Annotated in this window: 17 protein-coding genes; 2 read left to right on the top strand and 15 right to left on the bottom strand. The window is 65.3% G+C overall.

Translation table 11 applies throughout. The features are described 5' to 3' along the window. Window positions 1-80 precede the first annotated feature (80 nt). The 4 genes from HELO_RS06625 to HELO_RS06610 all read right to left on the bottom strand — a co-directional run bounded on the left by HELO_RS06625 (window position 81) and on the right by HELO_RS06610 (window position 6,674). Window positions 81-554, bottom strand: a complete 474-nt coding sequence (locus HELO_RS06625; RefSeq protein WP_013331965.1) for a DUF6586 family protein — start codon at window positions 552-554, stop codon at window positions 81-83. After that, window positions 551-3,187, bottom strand: a complete 2,637-nt coding sequence (gene topA / locus HELO_RS06620; protein WP_013331964.1) for a type I DNA topoisomerase — start codon at window positions 3,185-3,187, stop codon at window positions 551-553. The genes HELO_RS06625 and topA overlap by 4 nt, the downstream gene beginning before the upstream one ends. 235 nt (window positions 3,188-3,422) lie before the next feature. Continuing rightward, window positions 3,423-5,666, bottom strand: coding sequence for a DUF3141 domain-containing protein (locus HELO_RS06615; protein WP_013331963.1), 2,244 nt, complete (start codon window positions 5,664-5,666; stop codon window positions 3,423-3,425). Window positions 5,667-5,774: 108 nt separating this feature from the next. Then, on the bottom strand, window positions 5,775-6,674 hold the full coding sequence (locus tag HELO_RS06610; protein ID WP_013331962.1) for an ATP-binding protein: 900 nt from the start codon (window positions 6,672-6,674) through the stop codon (window positions 5,775-5,777). A gap of 94 nt (window positions 6,675-6,768) precedes the next feature. Here HELO_RS06610 and HELO_RS06605 point away from each other — a divergent pair, with 94 nt between their 5' ends. After that, a complete protein-coding gene (locus HELO_RS06605) occupies window positions 6,769-7,758 on the top strand; it encodes a LysR family transcriptional regulator (RefSeq protein ID WP_041601970.1) in 990 nt (329 codons plus the stop codon). Window positions 7,759-7,911: 153 nt separating this feature from the next. Then, window positions 7,912-8,970: a lipoyl synthase gene (gene lipA, locus HELO_RS06600; RefSeq protein WP_013331960.1), complete on the top strand. Its 1,059-nt coding sequence runs from the start codon at window positions 7,912-7,914 to the stop codon at window positions 8,968-8,970. Window positions 8,971-9,065: 95 nt separating this feature from the next. Here the strand turns inward: lipA and lipB are convergent, their stop codons facing one another. The 11 genes from lipB to HELO_RS06545 all read right to left on the bottom strand — a co-directional run bounded on the left by lipB (window position 9,066) and on the right by HELO_RS06545 (window position 19,434). Then, window positions 9,066-9,698 (bottom strand): lipoyl(octanoyl) transferase LipB, encoded by a 633-nt coding sequence (gene lipB, locus HELO_RS06595; RefSeq protein ID WP_013331959.1) that lies wholly within the window; start codon window positions 9,696-9,698, stop codon window positions 9,066-9,068. Window positions 9,699-9,700: 2 nt separating this feature from the next. After that, window positions 9,701-10,015: an HP0495 family protein gene (locus HELO_RS06590; RefSeq protein ID WP_013331958.1), complete on the bottom strand. Its 315-nt coding sequence runs from the start codon at window positions 10,013-10,015 to the stop codon at window positions 9,701-9,703. Window positions 10,016-10,113: 98 nt separating this feature from the next. Further along, a complete protein-coding gene (locus tag HELO_RS06585; protein ID WP_223248512.1) occupies window positions 10,114-11,349 on the bottom strand; it encodes a D-alanyl-D-alanine carboxypeptidase family protein in 1,236 nt (411 codons plus the stop codon). Between the two features lie 53 nt (window positions 11,350-11,402). Continuing rightward, on the bottom strand, window positions 11,403-12,311 hold the full coding sequence (locus HELO_RS06580; protein ID WP_013331956.1) for a septal ring lytic transglycosylase RlpA family protein: 909 nt from the start codon (window positions 12,309-12,311) through the stop codon (window positions 11,403-11,405). Further along, window positions 12,308-13,363 carry a lytic murein transglycosylase B gene (gene mltB, locus HELO_RS06575; RefSeq protein ID WP_013331955.1) on the bottom strand — a complete coding sequence of 352 codons (1,056 nt, stop codon included), beginning with the start codon at window positions 13,361-13,363 and terminating at the stop codon, window positions 12,308-12,310. Before mltB ends, HELO_RS06580 begins: the two co-directional genes overlap by 4 nt. 43 nt (window positions 13,364-13,406) lie before the next feature. Then, window positions 13,407-14,567 (bottom strand): rod shape-determining protein RodA, encoded by a 1,161-nt coding sequence (gene rodA, locus HELO_RS06570; protein ID WP_013331954.1) that lies wholly within the window; start codon window positions 14,565-14,567, stop codon window positions 13,407-13,409. A gap of 1 nt (window position 14,568) precedes the next feature. Next, window positions 14,569-16,461 carry a penicillin-binding protein 2 gene (gene mrdA, locus HELO_RS06565; protein WP_013331953.1) on the bottom strand — a complete coding sequence of 631 codons (1,893 nt, stop codon included), beginning with the start codon at window positions 16,459-16,461 and terminating at the stop codon, window positions 14,569-14,571. 34 nt (window positions 16,462-16,495) lie between these two features. Continuing rightward, entirely contained in the window at window positions 16,496-16,963 is a 468-nt protein-coding gene (gene rlmH, locus HELO_RS06560; RefSeq protein ID WP_013331952.1) for a 23S rRNA (pseudouridine(1915)-N(3))-methyltransferase RlmH, read from the bottom strand. Further along, window positions 16,960-17,331: a ribosome silencing factor gene (gene rsfS, locus HELO_RS06555; protein ID WP_041602454.1), complete on the bottom strand. Its 372-nt coding sequence runs from the start codon at window positions 17,329-17,331 to the stop codon at window positions 16,960-16,962. Before rsfS ends, rlmH begins: the two co-directional genes overlap by 4 nt. A gap of 131 nt (window positions 17,332-17,462) precedes the next feature. After that, window positions 17,463-18,152 (bottom strand): nicotinate-nucleotide adenylyltransferase, encoded by a 690-nt coding sequence (nadD, locus tag HELO_RS06550; RefSeq protein WP_013331950.1) that lies wholly within the window; start codon window positions 18,150-18,152, stop codon window positions 17,463-17,465. Beyond that, entirely contained in the window at window positions 18,133-19,434 is a 1,302-nt protein-coding gene (locus HELO_RS06545) for a glutamate-5-semialdehyde dehydrogenase (protein WP_013331949.1), read from the bottom strand. Before HELO_RS06545 ends, nadD begins: the two co-directional genes overlap by 20 nt. Between the last annotated feature and the right edge of the window lie 58 nt (window positions 19,435-19,492).

Below are 19,492 nucleotides of genomic sequence, written 5' to 3'. Positions count from 1 at the left end.
GGTCTCGGGTGTCAGTTCAACGCCGCCGATGAAGCAGCAGTGTCGCCATGTAGCGACACCCGGATCATGTCACCGGCACGCTACCATTCTTCATTGGTCTGCCGCAGGGCGCCGATCTCGCGCTTGGCTTCACGCAGGCAGTCGAACAGTTCCGCACCCAGGTCGTCGGCACCGCCAACGGCGATCAGCCCCTGGGCCGCCCCGCCCGAGCGGCGGGCCACGCCGTCGCTGGAGCGCAACGCCTCGATCCTCACCAGCAGGCGGGCCAGCCAGCTATCGGGGCGCTCGGCCAGACCGCGCAGCCGTTCGAGCTCGGCCAGTCGCACCTCATCGGACAACAGCAGCCGGCGCCAGTCGCCGTCCGCCGGCAAGGCGTGTTCGGTCAACTCGGTGAGCTCCTGCACCAGCGATGCCAGGGCCAGCTCGAGCAGCGCCAGGGCGCCTTCCTCGGCCGCCATGCGCCGCGCCTCGGCGTGCTCGTCATCCCCCGGCGCGACGGCGAGCAACAGCTCGGCCTGATAGAGCAACTGATTGGTTCGTGCGCGGGGTGTCACTTGCGCTTGTCCTCCACCTGCCAACGGCCATCGGCGAAAGTGGCCTTCCAGCCGGTTGCCTTGCCGTTGTCATCGGTCATCACGAACTGTTCCTTGGTCTTGCGCGAGAAACGGATCTGGGCCGGACGTCCGTCAGGGTCCGCACTCGGCGCATCGAGCAGGTAACGATATTTCTCGGGCAGCTCATCGGCATGGGCCTGGAGCTCGACGACCAGGGGCGGACGCGTCTCGCGATTCTTGGGAAACTTGCTGGCCGCCAGGAAGAGCCCGCTGGCGCCATCGCGCAGCACGTAATGGTCCTCGACCTTCTGACAGGCCAGTTCCGGCATGGGGATGGGATCCATCTTGGGTGGCGCCACCTCCCCGTTGCGGAGCAGCTTGCGGGTGTTCTTGCAGGTGTCGTTGGTACAACCGAAGTACTTGCCGAAACGCCCGGACTTGAGCTGCATTTCGCTGCCGCACTTGTCGCACTCGATGGTCGGTCCGTCATAGCCCTTGATGCGGAACCGGCCTTCTTCGACCTCGTGGCCATCGCAGTCAGGACTGTTGCCGCAGATGTGCAACTTGCGCTGCTCGTCGATCAGGTAGCTGTCCATGGCAGTGCCGCACTTCGGGCAGCGGTGCTTGGCACGCAGTGCGTCGGTCTCGGCCTCTTCGCCGGCGTCGGCGGCCACGGCCTCATCGCCGGGCAGCAGGTCCATGGTGGTCTTGCAACGCTCCTTGGGCGGCAGGTTGTAGCCGCTGCAGCCGAGGAAGACTCCCGTCGAGGCGGTGCGAATCTGCATCTCGCGCCCACAGGTGGGGCACTCGATATCGGTGGGCACCGGCTGGTTGGGCCGCATGCCCTCCTCGCTCTCGGCCACCTTGAGCTCCTCGCGGAACTCGGCGTAGAAGGCATCGAGCAGCTCGCGCCAGCGACGCTGACCCTCGGCCACCTCGTCGAGGCTGTCCTCCATGCGCGCGGTGAAGGAGTAGTCCATCAGGTCGGGGAAGGACTCCTTGAGCCGCTCGGTGACGATGTCACCCAGCTTCTCGGCATAGAAGCGCCGATTCTCGAGACGCACATAACCCCGATCCTGGATGGTCGAGATGATGGACGCATAGGTGGAAGGCCGGCCGATGCCCTTCTTCTCGAGCTCCTTGACCAGGCTGGCTTCGGTGTAGCGCGCCGGCGGCTTGGTGAAGTGCTGCTGCGGATCCAGCGCCTCGAGCGTCAGGGCGGTGCCCTCGGCAAGGTCCGGCAGCGACTGGTCCTCGTCCTTGCGCCCCATGGGCGCCATGACCCGGGTGTAACCGTCGAACTTCAGCACGCGCCCCTTGGCCCTGAGCTCATAGCCAGAGGCCTCCACCGTCAGGGTGGTGGACAGATACTCGGCCGGCGTCATCTGGCAGGCCACGAACTGGCGCCAGATCAACTCGTAGAGACGCTCGGCGTCGCGTTCCATGCCGGCGAGGTCGCCGGCCCGACGTGTCACATCGGAAGGCCGGATGGCTTCGTGGGCCTCCTGGGCACCTTCCTTGCTGGTGTAACGATTGGGCGTTTCGGGCAGATAAGGCTTGCCGTATGCCTCACCGATATAGTCACGCGCGCCGGCCACCGCCTCCTGCGAGAGGTTGGTGGAATCGGTACGCATGTAGGTGATGTAACCGGCCTCGTAGAGACGCTGGGCCAGCGTCATGGTCTTCTTCACCGAGAAGCCCAGCCGGCCGCTGGCGGCCTGTTGCAGGGTCGAGGTGATGAAGGGCGCGTTCGGCCGGGAGCGGGTCGGCTTGTCCTCACGACTGGTGATGACCAGGTTCGCCTCGCGCAGGGCGGCGATGCGCTCCAGGGTTTCGGTCTCGCTGGTCGGCCGGAAGGTCTTGCCATCCTGGCGCGCCAGCTCGAAACGCACCGTTTCCCCGTTGCCATCACGCGGCGACAGGTCGGCGTGAACGTCCCAGAACTCCTCGGGCACGAAGGCCCGGATCTCGCGCTCGCGCTCGACGATCAGGCGCATCGCCACCGACTGTACGCGACCGGCGGAGAGTCCACGGGCGATCTTGGCCCACAGCAACGGCGAGAGCATGAAGCCGACCACCCGATCGAGAAAACGCCGCGCCTGCTGAGCCTCCACCCGCGGCATGTTCAACTGGCCGGGGTCCTCGAAGGCTTCCTGGATGGCGTTCTTGGTGATCTCGTTGAACACTACCCGGCGATAGCGCGACTCGTCGCCGCCGATGGTCTCGCGAAGGTGCCAGGCAATGGCTTCCCCCTCGCGGTCCAGATCGGTGGCGAGATAGACGTTATCGGCCTTGTCGGCCAGCTTCTTCAGCTCGGCGACCACCTTTTCCTTGCCGGGCAGGACCACATACTCGGCCTCCCAACCATGGTCGGGATCGATGCCCATGCGCCGGATGAGCTGGTCGTGAGCCTTGCGCTTGCGATACTCGGCCTTTTCCTCGGCGGACATCTTGCGTGTTGCTGCCGCCTGACGGGCGCGTTCCTTGGGATCGGAGGCCGCCTTGCCCGAGCCGCTGGTCGGCAGGTCACGAATGTGTCCCACGCTCGACTTCACGATGTACTCGTTGCCGAGATACTTGTTGATCGTCTTGGCCTTGGCAGGCGACTCGACGATGACCAGTGACTTGCCCATAGTGCTCCACAATGCTTTTGGCGCCAGCCGGGGCTGACGCCGAACGGTTTCGACCCGCCACATCTTCGACGGTGAAAAATGCGCTTACCCTACCCCAGCGCTCGCCTTCACGCCAGTCGCGACCTATGAACCTAGCCCGAGGACGATGAAGACCACAAGCGAAGCCTGACCTCGTCACCAACGAAACGCCCCCGTCGGCAAGCCGGCGGGGGCGGTCGGAGAAACTCCGGCATCGTCAGCCATCGCGCTCCGTGGACGGGCCGGAACGCCGGGACCGCGAACCGGCGGCGCGTTTCGGCTTGGCCGCATTGAACAGGCCTCGCACCCGCTCAAGGCGTGCCGAGGCACGTTCGGAGAGTTCTCCGCTGGCCGCCAGCACATGGTCGATATGCTCCAGGTGGGCATCGATTTGCTTGGCGCTCTGCCCCGCCAGCAGCGTCGGGATGGCCTCCAGGGCAGCCTCGCGATCCTGCTTGAGGATGAAGAACTGCTCGCGCACCAGATGCTTGAAATCGGCGAGCTGGATACCCGGCTCCAGCTCGGCCCGTGACGCACGCAGCCGCTTGAAATTGCGTTCGTCGCTGGCCGGCGCACCGCCAAGCACATAGATCACCGAACGCATCACCGCTTCATGCTCCCCTCCCTCGGCGATCCTGTCGCGGGCGGTCCGCCGCCGCTGCTCGACGAAGCGCCGGTGCTCGGGCTCGTCGCCAGGCCGACGACGCAGCGCCTGGGTGTCACCGCCCAGACCCACCAGCGCCTGCAGAACGGGCTGTCCGTAGAACGTCAGGAATCCCTGCTCGATGAGGCCATTACGATAGATCCGCCAGGCTTCCAGGCTCTGGGAAATGCTGGTGGACATCACGCCTTCCAGGGCGCGAAAGACATTGTCGTCGTCGACCGGCTGACGGCCGCGTCTCACCCGGTCGGCCAGCACCGGTACCGCCCCCATCAGCGGATTGCGATCCGACAGCAGGCGATAGCCCAGGCGGTTCGGATGCATGCGCCGCATCCAGCGCGCCGATTCCGGGGTTGCCAGGGCCTGCACCCAGGGCTGCCAGCAGAGTCGATAGAGTCCCAGGTTGATCTCGGACAAGCGCGCCACCGTGGCGAAGCGCCGTTCATCGTCCGGCCGGTGCTGGACCTCTCGATCGAGATCCTCGACCTCACGGCGCTGGAACTCGAGCAGGTAGTCCCGCTCGATCAGCTCGGCATCCGAATGCGTCTCGGCCGGCGTCACCGTGGTTTCGTAGAGTCCCGGCGGCAACACATCGATATAGTCCATGTTGGCGGTGAATTCAGTATGCTCGCGACGCGACACGCTGCCCGAGACGAAGATACCGAGATGGCCGGTACTGTCGTGCACGCAATAGACGATGGTCTGTTCGTTGGCGACGATGGCCTCGGTGTCCTCGTAGAGATCCTGCACCCACCCCAGTGCCTGGGGCGGCGGCGTGATGTCGTCACCCCGGGAGCAGAACACCACCACCGGCGAGCGCAGGTTGCGCAGGTCGATGCGTCGCCCGTCCGAGGTCACCAGCTGGGCGGTGGACAGCCGGTTGCCGATGAAGAGGTTGTCGACGATGTATTGGATCTCGTCGGCCCCCAGCGCCACGTGTCCGCCCCACCAGCGCTCGAACTCCAGATAGCGCCCGGCTTCGCTGTCGATATTGGCATAGAGCCGGTACTGCTTGTCCCACCAGGTATTGGCCGGATTGAGACTCTCGAAATTCTGCACCAGCCAGGCGCCGTCGAAGAGCCCGGCGCCCAGATCGCCGAGCAGCGCGGTGATCCAGCTGCCGCCGACCAGCCCACCGGTATAGCGCATCGGCGCTCGTCCCCGCTCGCCGGCCCAGTACGACAGGGGTGCGCCGGCGATCAGGATGGGTCCGAAGATGTCAGGCTCCAGGGCCGCCGCCATCATGATCTGCCAGCCGGCCTGGCAGTTGCCCACCACCATGGGTTTCTCGGATGCCTCGGGGTGACATGCGATGACATGGCGTAGAAAGGCGATCTCCGCCTCGACCACGTCCTCGACCTTCTGGCCCGGCACGGGGTACGGCAGAAACCCGATGAAGTAGCATGGGTGCCCGGCCCGCAGCGCCACACCCACCTCGCTGTCCGATTTGAAACCGCCGATCCCGGGGCCATGCCCGGCACGCGGATCGATCACCACGAAGGGCCGACTGTTCGGGTCGGTCTCGACGCCCTCCGGCGGCAGGATGCGCAGCAGCTCATAGTTGACGGGACGCGGCAGATCACGCCCATCGAGCAGCACCTCGGCCTCGAAGCCGAGCACATTGGGCTTGGTCTTCTCGATATGCTCGAGATATTGATTGCCACGCTGGCGCATGACATCCAGATAAAGTGTCCCGCGCTCCAGGGCATCGCCCCAGTAATCGCAGGCGGCACGCCCGAAGCCGAAGGGATCCAACAGGGACATTGCCGCCGAGGGCAAGGGAGGCATCATGGCATACATCGCGGCGCTCCATGGCATGGGCCGGATCGGGACCGGCAGGCAACCCGATTGCTGCAATGCAATATAGCGAATCCCGCGCCACAAGGGAAATGGCGATGCCATACCGGCTCACAAGCGTCGGCTGGCCTCCTCGTCCCCCCACCATTCGGCAAAGACTCGCCAGGCACGCCGCTCAACCTCTTCCGGGCGTCGCCCCCAGACCAGCAACCGCGCTTGGCCACCCTGCTCGCAACGGTCGAGTCGCACCCCGGGGCCACCGGTGAACACGCCATCCGACGGCGGCTCGAGTCGCCACAGACGCGCCTGCCCATTGAGCGACACCCGCGACTGCCGCTCGCGCAGCGGCTCCCCGGCCAGCACGCGAAGCTGCTTGACCAGCGGATCCAGCCCCACCAGGGCCTCATCCAGGGCTTCGTCGCCGGTCGGGCCGGGGCGCATGTCCACGAAACCGAGTCGATTCCCCGCCACGCAAAAGCGCATCTCGACCAGCCCGACCACCCCGAGGCGGGCCACGCCACGCGCCGCCAGTTCGCCGAGATAGCGGTAACGCTCCACCGTCAGTCCGTTCAGTGGGGCCCCGGCGGCGTCGCCCCGGCACTGACGAGGCGACAGGTAGAGGACCCGCCCGAAGCGATCGGCCAACAGGGACATCGCGACGATCTCGCCATCCGAGTCCGGCGTCGCCAGGGGCAGACCGGCCTCGCGCATCGACTGACGCATGGTCCGATCATTCGCCATGGCTTCCAGCAACGCGGTTTCTGCGCCCAGAAAACGCAATCCCAGGTGCCGGCATCGTTCGGCGAGCGCCGCCTGCCGGACGGCATCGCCCTCACCGGGATGCAGGGCATCGCATCCCGCCGCTCGCGCTTCATCGATCAGCGAGGCTTCACCGCCGAGTGCCGCCACGGGCTGCAGGCCCAGCTCGATGCAGGCTTGGCGTATTCGCGACGCAGCGACGCCGTGCCCCGCCACCAGAGGGCGGGAAAACGGAGAGAGGCGCATGGGCATGGACGCTCCTGGATAGCCGTATATCGGGCCTCGATGCTAGCATGATGGCCAGACAGACTGGACGCCACCGCGTCCCGGCTCGATGGACGGCCCCATGACCACCCCCAAGCTGCTCAACCGCCTCACCTTTCGCCAGCTCCAGGTGTTCCGTACCGTCTACGAGCGACAATCCTACTCCCGGGCAGCGGAAGCCCTGGGACTGACCCAGCCAGCGGTCAGCGCCCAGATTCGCCAGCTCGAACAGGCGCTTGGCCAACCGTTGTTCAAGTACGCCGGCCGCACCCTCCACGTCCTGCCGGCCGCCGATGCCCTGGCCAGCTCGGCACACAGCATCTTCGAGCAGGTCTCGCGGCTGCAGATGAGCCTCTCCGACCTGGCCGGCACCATCAGCGGAGAGCTCAACCTGGCCGCCGTCTCGACGGCGCAGTACGTGGTGCCTCACCTGCTGGCGCGCTTTCGGGCCCACTATCCCAATGTCCAGATCCGCCTGCGGGTCTGCAATCGTGCCCAGGCCCTGACGCGACTGGCCGAGCAACGCGACGACCTGGTCATCATGGCCCGGGTGCCCGAGGACGACGATCTGGTATTCATGCCGATCCTCGACAACGAAATGATTCCCGTGGTCTGGCCCGGCCATCCATTGCTGGAGATGGAACGGCCGAGTCTCGAGGATCTGGCGCGCCACTATCTACTGATGCGTGAACCCGGTTCCGGCGTGCGCGGCGCGCTGGAGGAGCATGCCGAGGCCGAGGACGTCGAACTGGCCCATATCATCGAGATGGGCACCAACGAAGCCGTCAAGCAAGGCGTCATGGCGCAACTCGGCGTCGCCGTGCTGCCGCGCCTGGCGGTACGCCTGGAGCTCGAGGCCGGCCTGCTCGAACACCTGCCCCTGCCAGGCTTCCCGCTGCGCCACTCATGGTGCACCGTCTATCATCGCGAGCGTTTTCCCACGCCGGTCACCGAACTTTTCCTGCGTTTCGTGCGCGATCACCTCGACGAACTGCATGAACACTTCGCCGCCGAGCCCTCGCCCCTGCCCAGTCACGGCGTGGCCTGCCTGCCCGACACCGCACGACCGTGACCCACCTGTCCAGATGAGTGGCGAATATGGTAAGTTAGCGACCAGCATCCAGACACGCCATGCCCGACGCCGGCCGTCCCGCTTCGCTTGCGCGGACACCCCACGACCGCATGGGCGTGACGCACAGCCGCCGAATGGAGAGGCTTGCAGATCATGAGTAACAAGCAGGTGTCCAGCGGAGAGAAGTACCGCAACGAACACGGTGCGACCGCGATCAAGGACGGCATGAAACAGCGCAGCCAGCAGGAGGACAACCCCTCCCTCGGCCGCAAGCCGAAATGGCTCCGCGCTCAGATTCCCGGTGGCGAACGCTTCGACGCCGTGAAGCGCAACGTCAACGAACACCGGCTCAGCACCGTCTGCGCCGAATCCCATTGCCCCAACATGGGCGAGTGCTGGAGCAACGGCACGGCCACCATCATGCTGATGGGCTCGGTATGCACCCGCGCCTGCCGCTTCTGCGCCGTGGATACCGGCAACCCCAAGGGTTGGCTGGATACCGAGGAACCCGCGAACACCGCCGAGTCCGTCGAGCTGATGGGCCTGCGTTACGTCGTGCTGACCTCGGTGGACCGTGACGACCTGCCGGATGGCGGCGCGACCCATTACGCTGACTGCATCCGCGCCATCAAGGCCCGCACTCCCGAGGTCGCCGTCGAGGCACTGACGCCCGACTTCGACGCCGAGCCCAGCGCCATCGAACGGGTCGTCGACTCCGGCCTCGAAGTCTTCGCCCAGAATGTCGAGACCGTGGAACGCCTGACGCAACGGGTCCGCGATCCCCGGGCCGGCTATCGCAAGACCCTGGACGTACTGGCCCACGCCAAGCGCCATCGTCCCGAGGTGATCACCAAGACCAGCCTGATGCTCGGTCTCGGCGAGACCGAGGAAGAAATCCTCCAGACCTTCGACGATCTCCGCGCCATCGGCGTCGACATCGTCACCCTGGGACAGTATCTGCGCCCCACCCGCAACCACCTGCCGGTGGAACGCTGGGTGACGCCCGAGGAGTTCGAGCGCTATCGCCAGCTGGGACTCGAGAAGGGCTTCATGGAGGTTCCCTCCGGCCCGCTGGTACGCTCGAGCTATCGCGCCGACCGGGTCTTCGAGAACAACAACCTGGGACTGGAACTGGCCTCGCCGGGCAAGGTACCGGGCCAGGCGGAGCAGGAGACGGACCCGAACCTGATTCCCGCCCTGAACGTCGGCTGAATCACGCCGCATGACGAAAGACGCCGGCCCCTCATCGGGGCCGGCGTCGTATCTGGCCTAGCTATTCCAGCTTCTCGCTGCACCACCTTTCCGGCTCAGTCGACGAACAGCAATTCGCGGTCGAGCTCCCGGGCCAGGCAATGGGCCAGCCGTGTCGCCACCGTCGGCACGTCCGGCGCTTCCGCCACCAGGTCCGACACGCGCGTCATCGCCATGCCGGCATAGCCGCAGGGATTGATGCGCTCGAAGGGCGAGAGGTCGCCGTCGACATTGAGCGCCACGCCATGGAAACTGGCGCCGCGGCGAATGCGCAGCCCCAATGAGGCGATCTTGGCCTCGCCCACGTAGACACCGGGCGCATCGGGCCTGGCATGCGCCTCCACGCCCAGCTCAGCGAGCAACGCGATGACCGCTCGCTCCAGGCGATTGACCAGTTCACGCACACCGAGGCCGGCACGGCGCACATCCAGCAGCGGATAGGCCACGACCTGACCAGGGCCATGATAGGTCACCTGGCCGCCACGGTCGGTCTCGACCACCGGAATATCGCCGGGCATCAACACATGCTCCGGCTTGCCGGCCCGACCCTGGGTGAACACCGGGTCGTGCTCGACCAGCCAGAGCTGATCCGACGTCGAGGCATCACGCTGGTCGGTGAGGTCTCGCATCGCCCGCCAGACCGGCTCGTAGGGCCGACGCCCCAGGCGATGCACCTGAATGGCCTCCACGCTCAGACCACCATGTGCACGAGCCCGCTGGACTTGAGCTCGCTGAACAGCGCCTGGAGCTGCGCCTCACTGGTGGCCCGCATCGTCAGCCGCACCGACTGGAAACGTCCGTTACGGCTATCCACCACCTGGATGTTCTTCGGGTCGAACGTCGGGTCGTGGCGTGTGACCGTCTGGCAGACCACGGCGACGAATTCCTCGTCGGCATCGCCCACCACCTTGACCGGATAATCGCAGGGGAAAGTGATCTTCGGCGGCTCGCCTCTCGGGCTGGCAGCACTCGGTTGGCGCAAATCGCGCACGCTCTTGTCGTTCATCCCACACCTTGGTGAAAGTATCTACCGACATTCTACGCAACCCGCGCCCCACCACCAAGAGTGGGGCGCGGCATGACCATTCGGGTTCCCAGCCTTCCTCAGTCGAAGAGGCCGCCCACCAGGTTGGAGAAGAAGCGATGGATCTTGTCGATGAGACGCTTGAAGAAACCGCCCTCCTCGACATCTTCCAGTGCCAGCAGATCGCGCTTGCCGACGACCTCGTCGCCCAGGCGCACCTCCATGGTACCCACGGTATCGCCGGCGGCGATCGGCGCGGTCAGGTCCTGGCGGATATCGAGCTTGGCGGTGAGTTCCTCGTTGCGGTCCCGGGGAACCGTCATGAAGACATTCTCGTCGACACCGATCTTCAGCTCGTTCTTGTCACCGCCCCACACCCGGGAGGTATTGAGCACTGCGCCCTTGTCATAGAGCCTCAGGGTCTCGAAGTAGCGGAAGCCATAGCTCAGCAGCTTCTGGCTTTCCTGGACCCGCGCCTCTGCCGAGTCGGTACCCATGACCACCGAGATCAGGCGCATATCCTCGCGCTTGGCCGACGACACCAGGCAATATCCTGCCGCCTCGGTCCAGCCGGTCTTCAGGCCGTCCACGCTGCTGTCGCGCCACAGCAGGCTGTTGCGGTTGGGCTGGTCGATACCGCCATAGGTAAAGTGCTTCTGGCGATACATGCTGTAGTGCTTGGGATAGTCGTTGATGATATGACGCGACAGCAACGCCAGATCCCGGGCGGAGGAATAATGGTTGTCGTGCGGCAGGCCGGTCGGGTTGACGAAGTGGGTGTTTTCCATGCCCAGCCGTGCCGCATGCTGGTTCATGATATCGGCGAAAGGCTCGGTGCCGCCCGCCAGGTACTCGGCCATGGCCACGCTGGCGTCGTTGCCGGAGACGATGATGATACCGTGCAACAGCTCGCTGACCGGCACCCGGTCACCGACCTCGATGAACATCTTCGAGCCGCCGGTACGCCAGGCCTTTTCACTGACCGGAACCAGATCGTCAGGGGAGATATTGCCCTTGTTGAGCTCACGCTCCACCAGGTAGGCGGTCATCAGCTTGGTCAGGCTCGCCGGCGGCAATCGCTCGTCGGGGTTGTGCTGGGCGATCACGCGCCCGCTGCCGGCATCCATCAGAATCCAGGAGGTGGCGGCCAGGCGCGGCGGCGCCGGAATCATGGTCTGGGGCTGGGGCTGTGCCTGCGGCTGCGGCTGAGGAGACGGCGAAGCCTCCTGAGCCTGTGTCGGCGCGGCGACCAGGGACCAGCATACCAGCAGGGCCGGCATCAGCCGGCGAAAGGAAAACGAGCACGACACTTTCATGGATGGCAATCTCTTCGGGTGCATCACAGGATGATCATTGGCTATGGCGCCGGTCAGTCAGCGCCGTTGACGACAAAGGCCTTGTCGAAGCCGGCGCGGCTCAACTGGCCACGCACCGGGTCGACCTGGCCGGCATGTTTCAGGGGACCGACCTGAACGCGATAGAGTCCGGCGGCGCTGGCGATCCGGACCGGCTGGGACAAGGTACCTTCCAGGCGATCCTTGAGCGCTTGGGCATTGTCCGGCGACCCGAGCGCCGCCACCTGCAGGTAGATCGGGTCGTCGCTGTCCCGGCCCTCATCTTGCGCGGCCGGACGTTGATCGGCCGGACGCGACTCGACGGCGCTTGACGGTGCGGATGCACCGCCCTGGCGTGCCTGCCAGGCCACGGGGTCGATGGCCTCTACCCTGACACGCCCCGTCCCTCGGTCGAGGATGTCCAGGCGGGCAGCCGCCGCATAGGAAAGGTCGATCTCCCGCTCGCTGTGAAAGGGGCCGCGATCATTGACCCTGACGATCACCGAACGTCCATTGTCGAGATTGGTGACGCGGGCATAGGTCGGCAGCGGCAAGGTACGATGCGCAGCACTCATCTTGTACATGTCGTAGATCTCGCCGTTGGACGTGGCATAGCCATGGAACTTCTTGCCATACCAGGAGGCCGTCCCCCGACGTTCATAGTCGCTGGCATCGGACAGGACATGGTAAGTCTTCCCCCACACCTCGTAATTGTCCTTGTTGCCGGCACGCGAGCGTGGCTCCGGGCGCGGCACGGCATCGGGCACCTGGCTGACGTCCGGCGGTTCCTGGGGATAGGCGTCACTGGACATCGCATAACGCTCCCCGGCACCACCACTCGACGCGGCGCCATCGGCCGCTTCCTGCGTCGGACGCTTGCCGCCGTCACCGGCACACCCGGCCAGCAGCAGGCCGGCACACAAGATACTCCACCAGGGCTTCATGGGTGCTCCTCTGACTCGATCGCCGTCGATTCGAACCAGCTCTTCGACTCGCCGCGCGCCTTGGCGATCGCCTCGGCGAGTTCGGTGACGGCCATGGCATACAGGTAACTGTGGTTATAGCGCGTGATGACGTAGAAATTGTCGAGACCGAGACGATAACGATAGTCGCCGTCGGCGAGCTCCAGGGCCAGGGGAATCACCCGGGTGTCCGGAGTCAACGCCCGCTCCGGCGTGATGCCGGCATCCTGCAGCTCGCTCACGGAAACGTACGGTTTCTGGGCCTGGTTGAACTCGATACCGGAGGGTGGCTCCGTCGGCCCCTCGGCATCCAGGTAGATCGGCGCATCGCCCTGCCAGCGATGCTCGGAGAAATAGTTGCCGACACTGCCGATGGCATCCACCGGGTCAGTCCACAGGTTACGCGTGCCATCACCGTCGAAGTCCACGGCGTAGGCGCGATAGCTGGTGGGAATGAACTGCGGGTAGCCCATGGCACCGGCATAGGATCCCTCGAGATCGCCCGGGTCGACGTCCTGCTCATAGGCGATTTCCAGAAAGGCAGCCAGCTCGCCGCGGAAGAAGCCGCCCCGGGTGCCATGGTGGAATGCCAGGGTCGACAGGGAATCCAGCACGCGATGGTCTCCCGTCACCTCGCCGTAGCGCGTCTCGACGCCGAGAATGGCGGCGATGATCTCGGGCGGCACCTGATACTCGCGCTGAGCGCGCTCGAAGGCTTCCCGATGCTGATCGATGAAACGCACACCCTTGGCGACACGTTCTTCACCGAGGAAAATATCGCGGTACTCATGCCATGTCAGATGGCGCTCCACCGCGCCGGACATGGCGTCCAGCACCCCCTGACTGAAACTCGCCTCATTCATGGCCCGCTCCAGCCAGGCCCGGTCGACCCCCTGGGCGCTGACTTCGTCGACCAGCGTCTTGACGTCACCTTGACGCGGATCGAAGTCCCCGGCCAAGGCCGTGGTACTGGCCAGCACCAGACAACCACTCGCCATCAGGATCCGTCTCGCATTCCGTGACACCTTCGTCATCGTCTCTTCTCCCTGAATCCTGAACCCTGAATCACGCATGCTCCTAGCGCGACAGCAGGCGGCGATGCGAATGAATCGCCATGAGAATACCGAAACCGGCCAGCAAGGTCACGCTGGAGGTTCCACCATAACTGACCAGTGGCAGCGGCACGCCGACCACCGGCAGGATACCGCTGACCATGCCGATATTGACGAAGACATAGATGAAGAACGTCAGAATGATGCTGCCGGCCAGCAGACGCCCGAAAGTCTCCTGCGCCGTGCCCGCCAGCCACAGCCCCCGGCAGACGATCATCAGATAGATGACGAGAAAGGCCAGCATACCCACCAGGCCGAATTCTTCACCCAGTACCGCCACGATGAAGTCGGTATGGCGCTCGGGCAGGAATTCCAGCTGCGATTGGGTGCCGTGCAGCCAGCCCTTGCCCCAGAGCCCACCGCTGCCGAGAGCGGTGGTCGACTGGATGATGTTCCAGCCGGCGCCAAGCGGATCGGTCTCGGGAGACAGGAAGGTCAACACCCGCTGGCGCTGATAATCGTGCATGTTGATCCACAGCAACGGCAGTGCCGCGGCGACCAGCACGACCAGGCCAAGAATGATGCGCCAGGAAAGCCCCGCCAGCAGGATCGCGAAGACCGCCGCCGCCGCCACCAGCAAGGCAGTGCCGAGATCGGGTTGGCGCGCGATCAGCAGAACCGGTACCCCGATCAGCACGGCGCATCCCACCAGCTCCCGCCACCCCGGCGGCAAGGGCCTTCGACTCAGCCAGGCCGTCACCATCAACGGCATGGCCAGTTTCATCATCTCCGAAGGCTGGAAACGAATCACACCGGGAATCACCAGCCAGCGCTGCGCCCCCATGCCCATGTCGCCCATGATTTCCACGGCCACCAGCATCAGCACGCCCACCAGATAGACCGGCAATGCCCAGCGATACAAGGTGGCCGGCGAGAACTGGGCTATCACCGCCATCACCCCCAGGGCCACGCCGAAACGCAGCCCCTGGGCGATCACCATGTCGAGATTCTGCCCACTGGCGCTATAGAGCACCACCAGCCCGGAGAACATCAACAACAGCAGCAATCCCAGCAGCCAGGGGTCCAGGTGGATACGCTCCCACAGGCTGCGACGGCGCGACATGCCGCTGCGTGGCGGACGCACGGGATGACCACGCATGCCCATGGGCAGATCGAACCTTGCCATCTCAGTCTCCTTGCGCCTCGTCACCCTCGGCCGAATCCTGCGTCTCACCGCCATGGCGTTCGAGCAGCCAGAAATCGGTCATGGCGCGCGCCAGCCCGGCGGCGTGACTACTGCCACCCCCGGCATTCTCGACAATCACCGACACCGCGATCTGCGGATCTTCCACCGGCGCAAACGCCATGAACAGGGCATGGTCGCGCAACCGTTCCTTGAGTTCGTCGGCGTCGTACTTCTCGTCCTGGCCCAGCGAGAACACCTGGGCGGTTCCCGACTTGCCCGCCATGCGGTACTCGAGCCCGGCCCCGGCACGGCGCGCTGTCCCCTCGTTGCCGGACAACACCTCTTCCATGCCGGAAATCACATCGTCCCACCACTTGTCGTTGGCAATCTCGATGTCCGGCGGCGTATCCGGCAAATCGGTCGGCACCGGCTCGTCACCGACCTCGAGAGCCAGGCGCGGTCGCACCCAGTCTCCCCGATTGGCCAGCACCGCCGTGGCGGTCGCCAGCTGCAGGGGCGTGATCTGCAGATACCCCTGGCCGATGCCCACCGAGAGAGTTTCTCCCGGATACCAGGACTGATCGAAGCGCTGTCTTTTCCACTCACGAGACGGCAGCAATGCCGCTCCCTGCCCATGGACGTCGTAGGCGGTGCGCTGGCCGAAACCGAAACGCGCCAGATTGTCGTGAATGCGATCGATCCCCAGGTCATGGGCCAGGGAATAGAAATAGGTGTTGTTGGAGACCTCCAGCGCACGCTCGAGATCCACTCGGCCATGTCCCCAGCGCAACCAGTTGCGATAGCGCCGATCGTCATTGGGCAGCTCATAGTAGCCGGGGTCGTAGATGGTCTCTTCCGGAGTGATCACCCCTTCCCGCAATCCAGCCATGGCCATGAACGGCTTGATGGTCGAGCCGGCCGGGTAACTGCCGCGACTGGCACGGTTGAACAGCGGCAAGTCGATATCCTGCTGCAAGGCCCGATAGGAGGCCACATCGATACCCGTGACGAACTGGTTGCTGTCGAATCCGGGGACCGATGCCATGGCCAGAATCCCGCCGGTTTGCGGATTGATGGCGACGATGGCACCGCGCCGACCATCGAGCAGCTCGACTGCCCGCTTCTGCAGCGGCTTGTCCAGGGTCAGCGTCAGATCCTTGCCGGGCACCGGATCGGTATGATCCAGCTCCCGCAGGACACGCCCACGGGCATTGGTCTCCACCTTGCGCAGGCCGGCCTGGCCATGGAGCTGCTTCTCGTAGAAGCGCTCGACGCCGGTCTTGCCGATGAAGTGGGTTCCGGCGTAATTGCCGCTGTCCAGTGTCTTGAGTTCCTCGGCGTTGATCCGGCCGACATAACCCAGGGCATGGGACATCAATTCGGCATCCGGGTAATAGCGCAGCAATTGCGCCTCCACTTCGACTCCCGGCAGCCGATAGCGATTCACCGCCAGACGGGCGATCTGCTCCTCGTTGAGATCGCTCATCAGCAGTGCCGGCTGGAAAGGCCGCTGACGCTGTCGCGAACGCTCGCGAAAGGCCTCGACGTCTTCCTCGGGCAGATCGAGCAGGTCGACCAGCAACGACAATGTCTCGTCCAGGTCATCGACCCGCTCACGCACCAGGGTCAGGTTGTAGGTGGGGCGATTCTCGGCCAGCAGTTGACCGTTGCGATCGTAGATGAGACCGCGGGTAGGCGGCAGGGGCTCGACACGCACCCGGTTCTTCTCGGAACGGGTACTGAAGACCTCGTGCTGCACCACCTGCAGGTAGAACAGGCGCCCCACCAGCCCCCCGCTCAGGAGAATGACCACGACAGTGGCCAGCAACGCCCGCATGCGGAAGACGCGCAGCTCCTGTTCGGGATTCTTCAGGGTGTCGCGTTGCTGACGCATGCTCGGTGATGCCCTCGGAACGTTTGGGGGTCGCTCAACGGTGGTAGGGGTGGCCGACCATCAGGGTCCAGGCACGATAAAGCTGCTCGGCGAGCAGGATTCGCACCAGGGGATGCGGCAGGGTCAAGGGCGAAAGCGACCAGCGCTGGTCGGCCTGCGCCGACAGGGAAGGTTCCAGGCCGTCCGGGCCGCCGACCAGCAGAGCCACGTCACGTCCCTCGAGCCGCCATCGCTCGGTCTGTTCGGCGAGCTGCTCGGTGCTCCATGCCTTGCCCCCGACCTCCAGGGCCACCCGATATTCGTCACCCTTGAGACGGGCACGAATACGCTCGGCCTCGAGGGCCATGGCACGTCGGGTGTCGGCATTCTTGCCCCGGGCACCGGGCGATATCTCCTCGATCTCGAGGGCGAAATCCCGCGGCAGGCGCTTGCGGTATTCCTCGACGCCTCGCGTCACCCAGTCCGGCATGCGGGTTCCCACCGCCAACAGACGCACCCTCATGAGGTGCCGTTCGCCTCTTCCTCCAGCGGTTCGAGACCCTCACTGGGCAAATCCGCCCACAGTCGCTCCAGGTCGTAGAGCTCCCGGGTACCGGGCATCATCAGGTGCACCACCACATCGCCCAGATCCACCAGCACCCATTCGGCGCCGCTCTCTCCCTCGACGCCCAACGGCGGCATGCCATTTTCCTTGGCGGTGCGGATCAGGTTCTCGGCGAGTGCCGCCAGATGGCGATTGGAGGTGCCGCTTGCCACGACCATCAGTTCCGTCACGCTGGTCAATCGGGATACATCGAGTTGCACGATGTCCCGGGCCTTGAGTTCCTCCAGTGCGTCCATCACCAGAGTCTTGAGTGCGTCGATGTGCATACCCTTCGTATCAGCCCTCGTCAGCGGGGAAATCATATCTTCCTTCATTGTACCGGCTCACGGCCGGCATGGCAGTGCCTCGGCAAGCGAAACGCATGAAATTCGCCTATATCGCCACTCGCTCGACTGTCTCAACGGCCTTCACGGCCCGTTTCGCGATACAGACCCTGCGCCAGTACATGTGACTCCACCGCTTCGGGCAACAGATAGCGGACACTGTCGCCACGCGCCAGCCGCCGCCTCACCTCGGTGGCGGAAATGGCCATGCGCGACGGCAGTGCCAACCGCAACAAGCGGCCATGCGGCTCGGCCATCAGGTCGGCGACCTTCTCGACCTCGCGACCGGCCAGCAGTTCCCCGAGCGCTTCGGGAAGCGGTGCCTCATGGTCGGGTCGGTCGATCACCACCACATGCGCCAGCTCGAAGAGCCGATGCGGCTCGCGCCATTCGGCCAGGCGCATGAAGGCATCATGCCCCAATGCCATGACCAGCCGCGCCTCGGAGCCGTAGGCGTCGCGCAGTTCCGCCAGGGTATCGGCGCTGTAGGAAGGACCGCGGCGGGAGAATTCCCGCGCATCGGCAATCAGTCCCGGCGTATCACCGATCCCCAGGCGCAGCAGCGCCAGGCGATCCTCGGGCGCCACCTGGGGAGCATCACGCAACGGCGAGCGGGCCGCGGGCACCATGTGCACGCGATCCAGCGCCAGCGCCTCGCGCAACTCGACCGCACTGCGCAGATGGCCTAGGTGCACCGGATCGAAGGTGCCGCCCAGCATGGCGATACGCGGCGGCCGCTGCGCCTCAGCTACGGATCTGGCCATCGCCGAATACCACGTACTTGCGTGTGGTCAGGCCCTCGAGCCCCACGGGCCCACGGGCATGCAGGCGATCGGTGGAGATGCCAATTTCGGCACCCAGCCCATACTCGAAACCGTCGGCGAAGCGCGTGGAGGCATTGACGATCACCGAGCTGGAATCGACCTCGGCCATGAAGCGCCGTGCCATGCCATAGTTCTCGGTGACGATGGCATCGGTGTGGCGCGAGCCGTAGCGCTCGATATGCGCCATGGCCTCTTCGATACCATCGACCACGCGAATGGCCAGCACCGGAGCCAGGTACTCGGCTTCCCAGTCGGCCTCGCTGGCCGGCGCGACATCGCTCAGGATCTCGCGGGTCCGCTCGCATCCCCTCAGTTCGACCCCATGCTCGGCATAGGCCGACGCCAGCCGGGGCAGCAGCGAGGCAGCGAGCGTCGCATCGACCAGCAGGGTCTCCATGGTATTGCAGGTCCCATAACGCTGGGTCTTGGCGTTGACGGCGATGGCCAGGGCCTTCTCGGGATCGGCGCCGGCCTCGAGATAGACGTGACAGACGCCGTCCAGATGCTTGATCACCGGCACGCTGGCCTCTCGCGAGATGCGCTCGATCAATGACTTGCCACCGCGCGGGATGATCACGTCGACATACTCGGGCATGCTGATCAAGCGCCCCACGGCGGCGCGATCCGTGGTCGCCACGACCTGCACTGCAGCCGCCGGCAGTCCTGCCTCCTCGAGCCCACGGCGAATGCACTCGGCAATCGCCGCATTGGATTCGCTGGCCTCGGAGCCCCCGCGCAGAATGCAGGCATTGCCGGACTTGAGACACAAACTGGCCGCTTCCAGGGTGACGTTGGGGCGCGATTCGTAGATGATACCGATCACGCCGAGCGGCACGCGCATCTGGCCGACCTGAATGCCACTGGGCCGCGCACGCAGGCCGTCGATCTCGCCGACCGGGTCCGGCAGTGCCGCGACCTGAGCGAGGCCTTCGACCATGCCATTCAGGCGAGCCTCGTCGAGGGCCAGCCGGTCGAGCAGGGCGTCATCCAGGCCGTTGGCCCGCCCCCGCTCCAGGTCCCTGGCGTTGGCGGCCAGCACCTCGGCCCGTGCCGCTTCCAGGTGGCGGGCCATGGCGGTCAGGGCCGCGTTCTTGGCGGCGGTATCGACGCGCCGCATGGCAGTGGCGGCGTCCCGGGCGCCCTGCCCGAGGCGCTGCATGTAGGCGTCGACATCATCGATGTCGGCGGCGCCAATGACGGAGTGTGTGGCGTGCGCTGTCATGCCGTAGAGTATCTCCTGATGGTGGACCGCCACCGCGGCGGCCGCCCCTGGTCAAGTC

Source organism: Halomonas elongata DSM 2581, assembly GCF_000196875.2.
GTDB classification, from domain to species: Bacteria; Pseudomonadota; Gammaproteobacteria; order Pseudomonadales; family Halomonadaceae; genus Halomonas; species Halomonas elongata.
The sequence above is the reverse complement of the archived record's forward strand: the minus strand, read 5'-3'. Positions and strand labels throughout refer to the sequence as shown.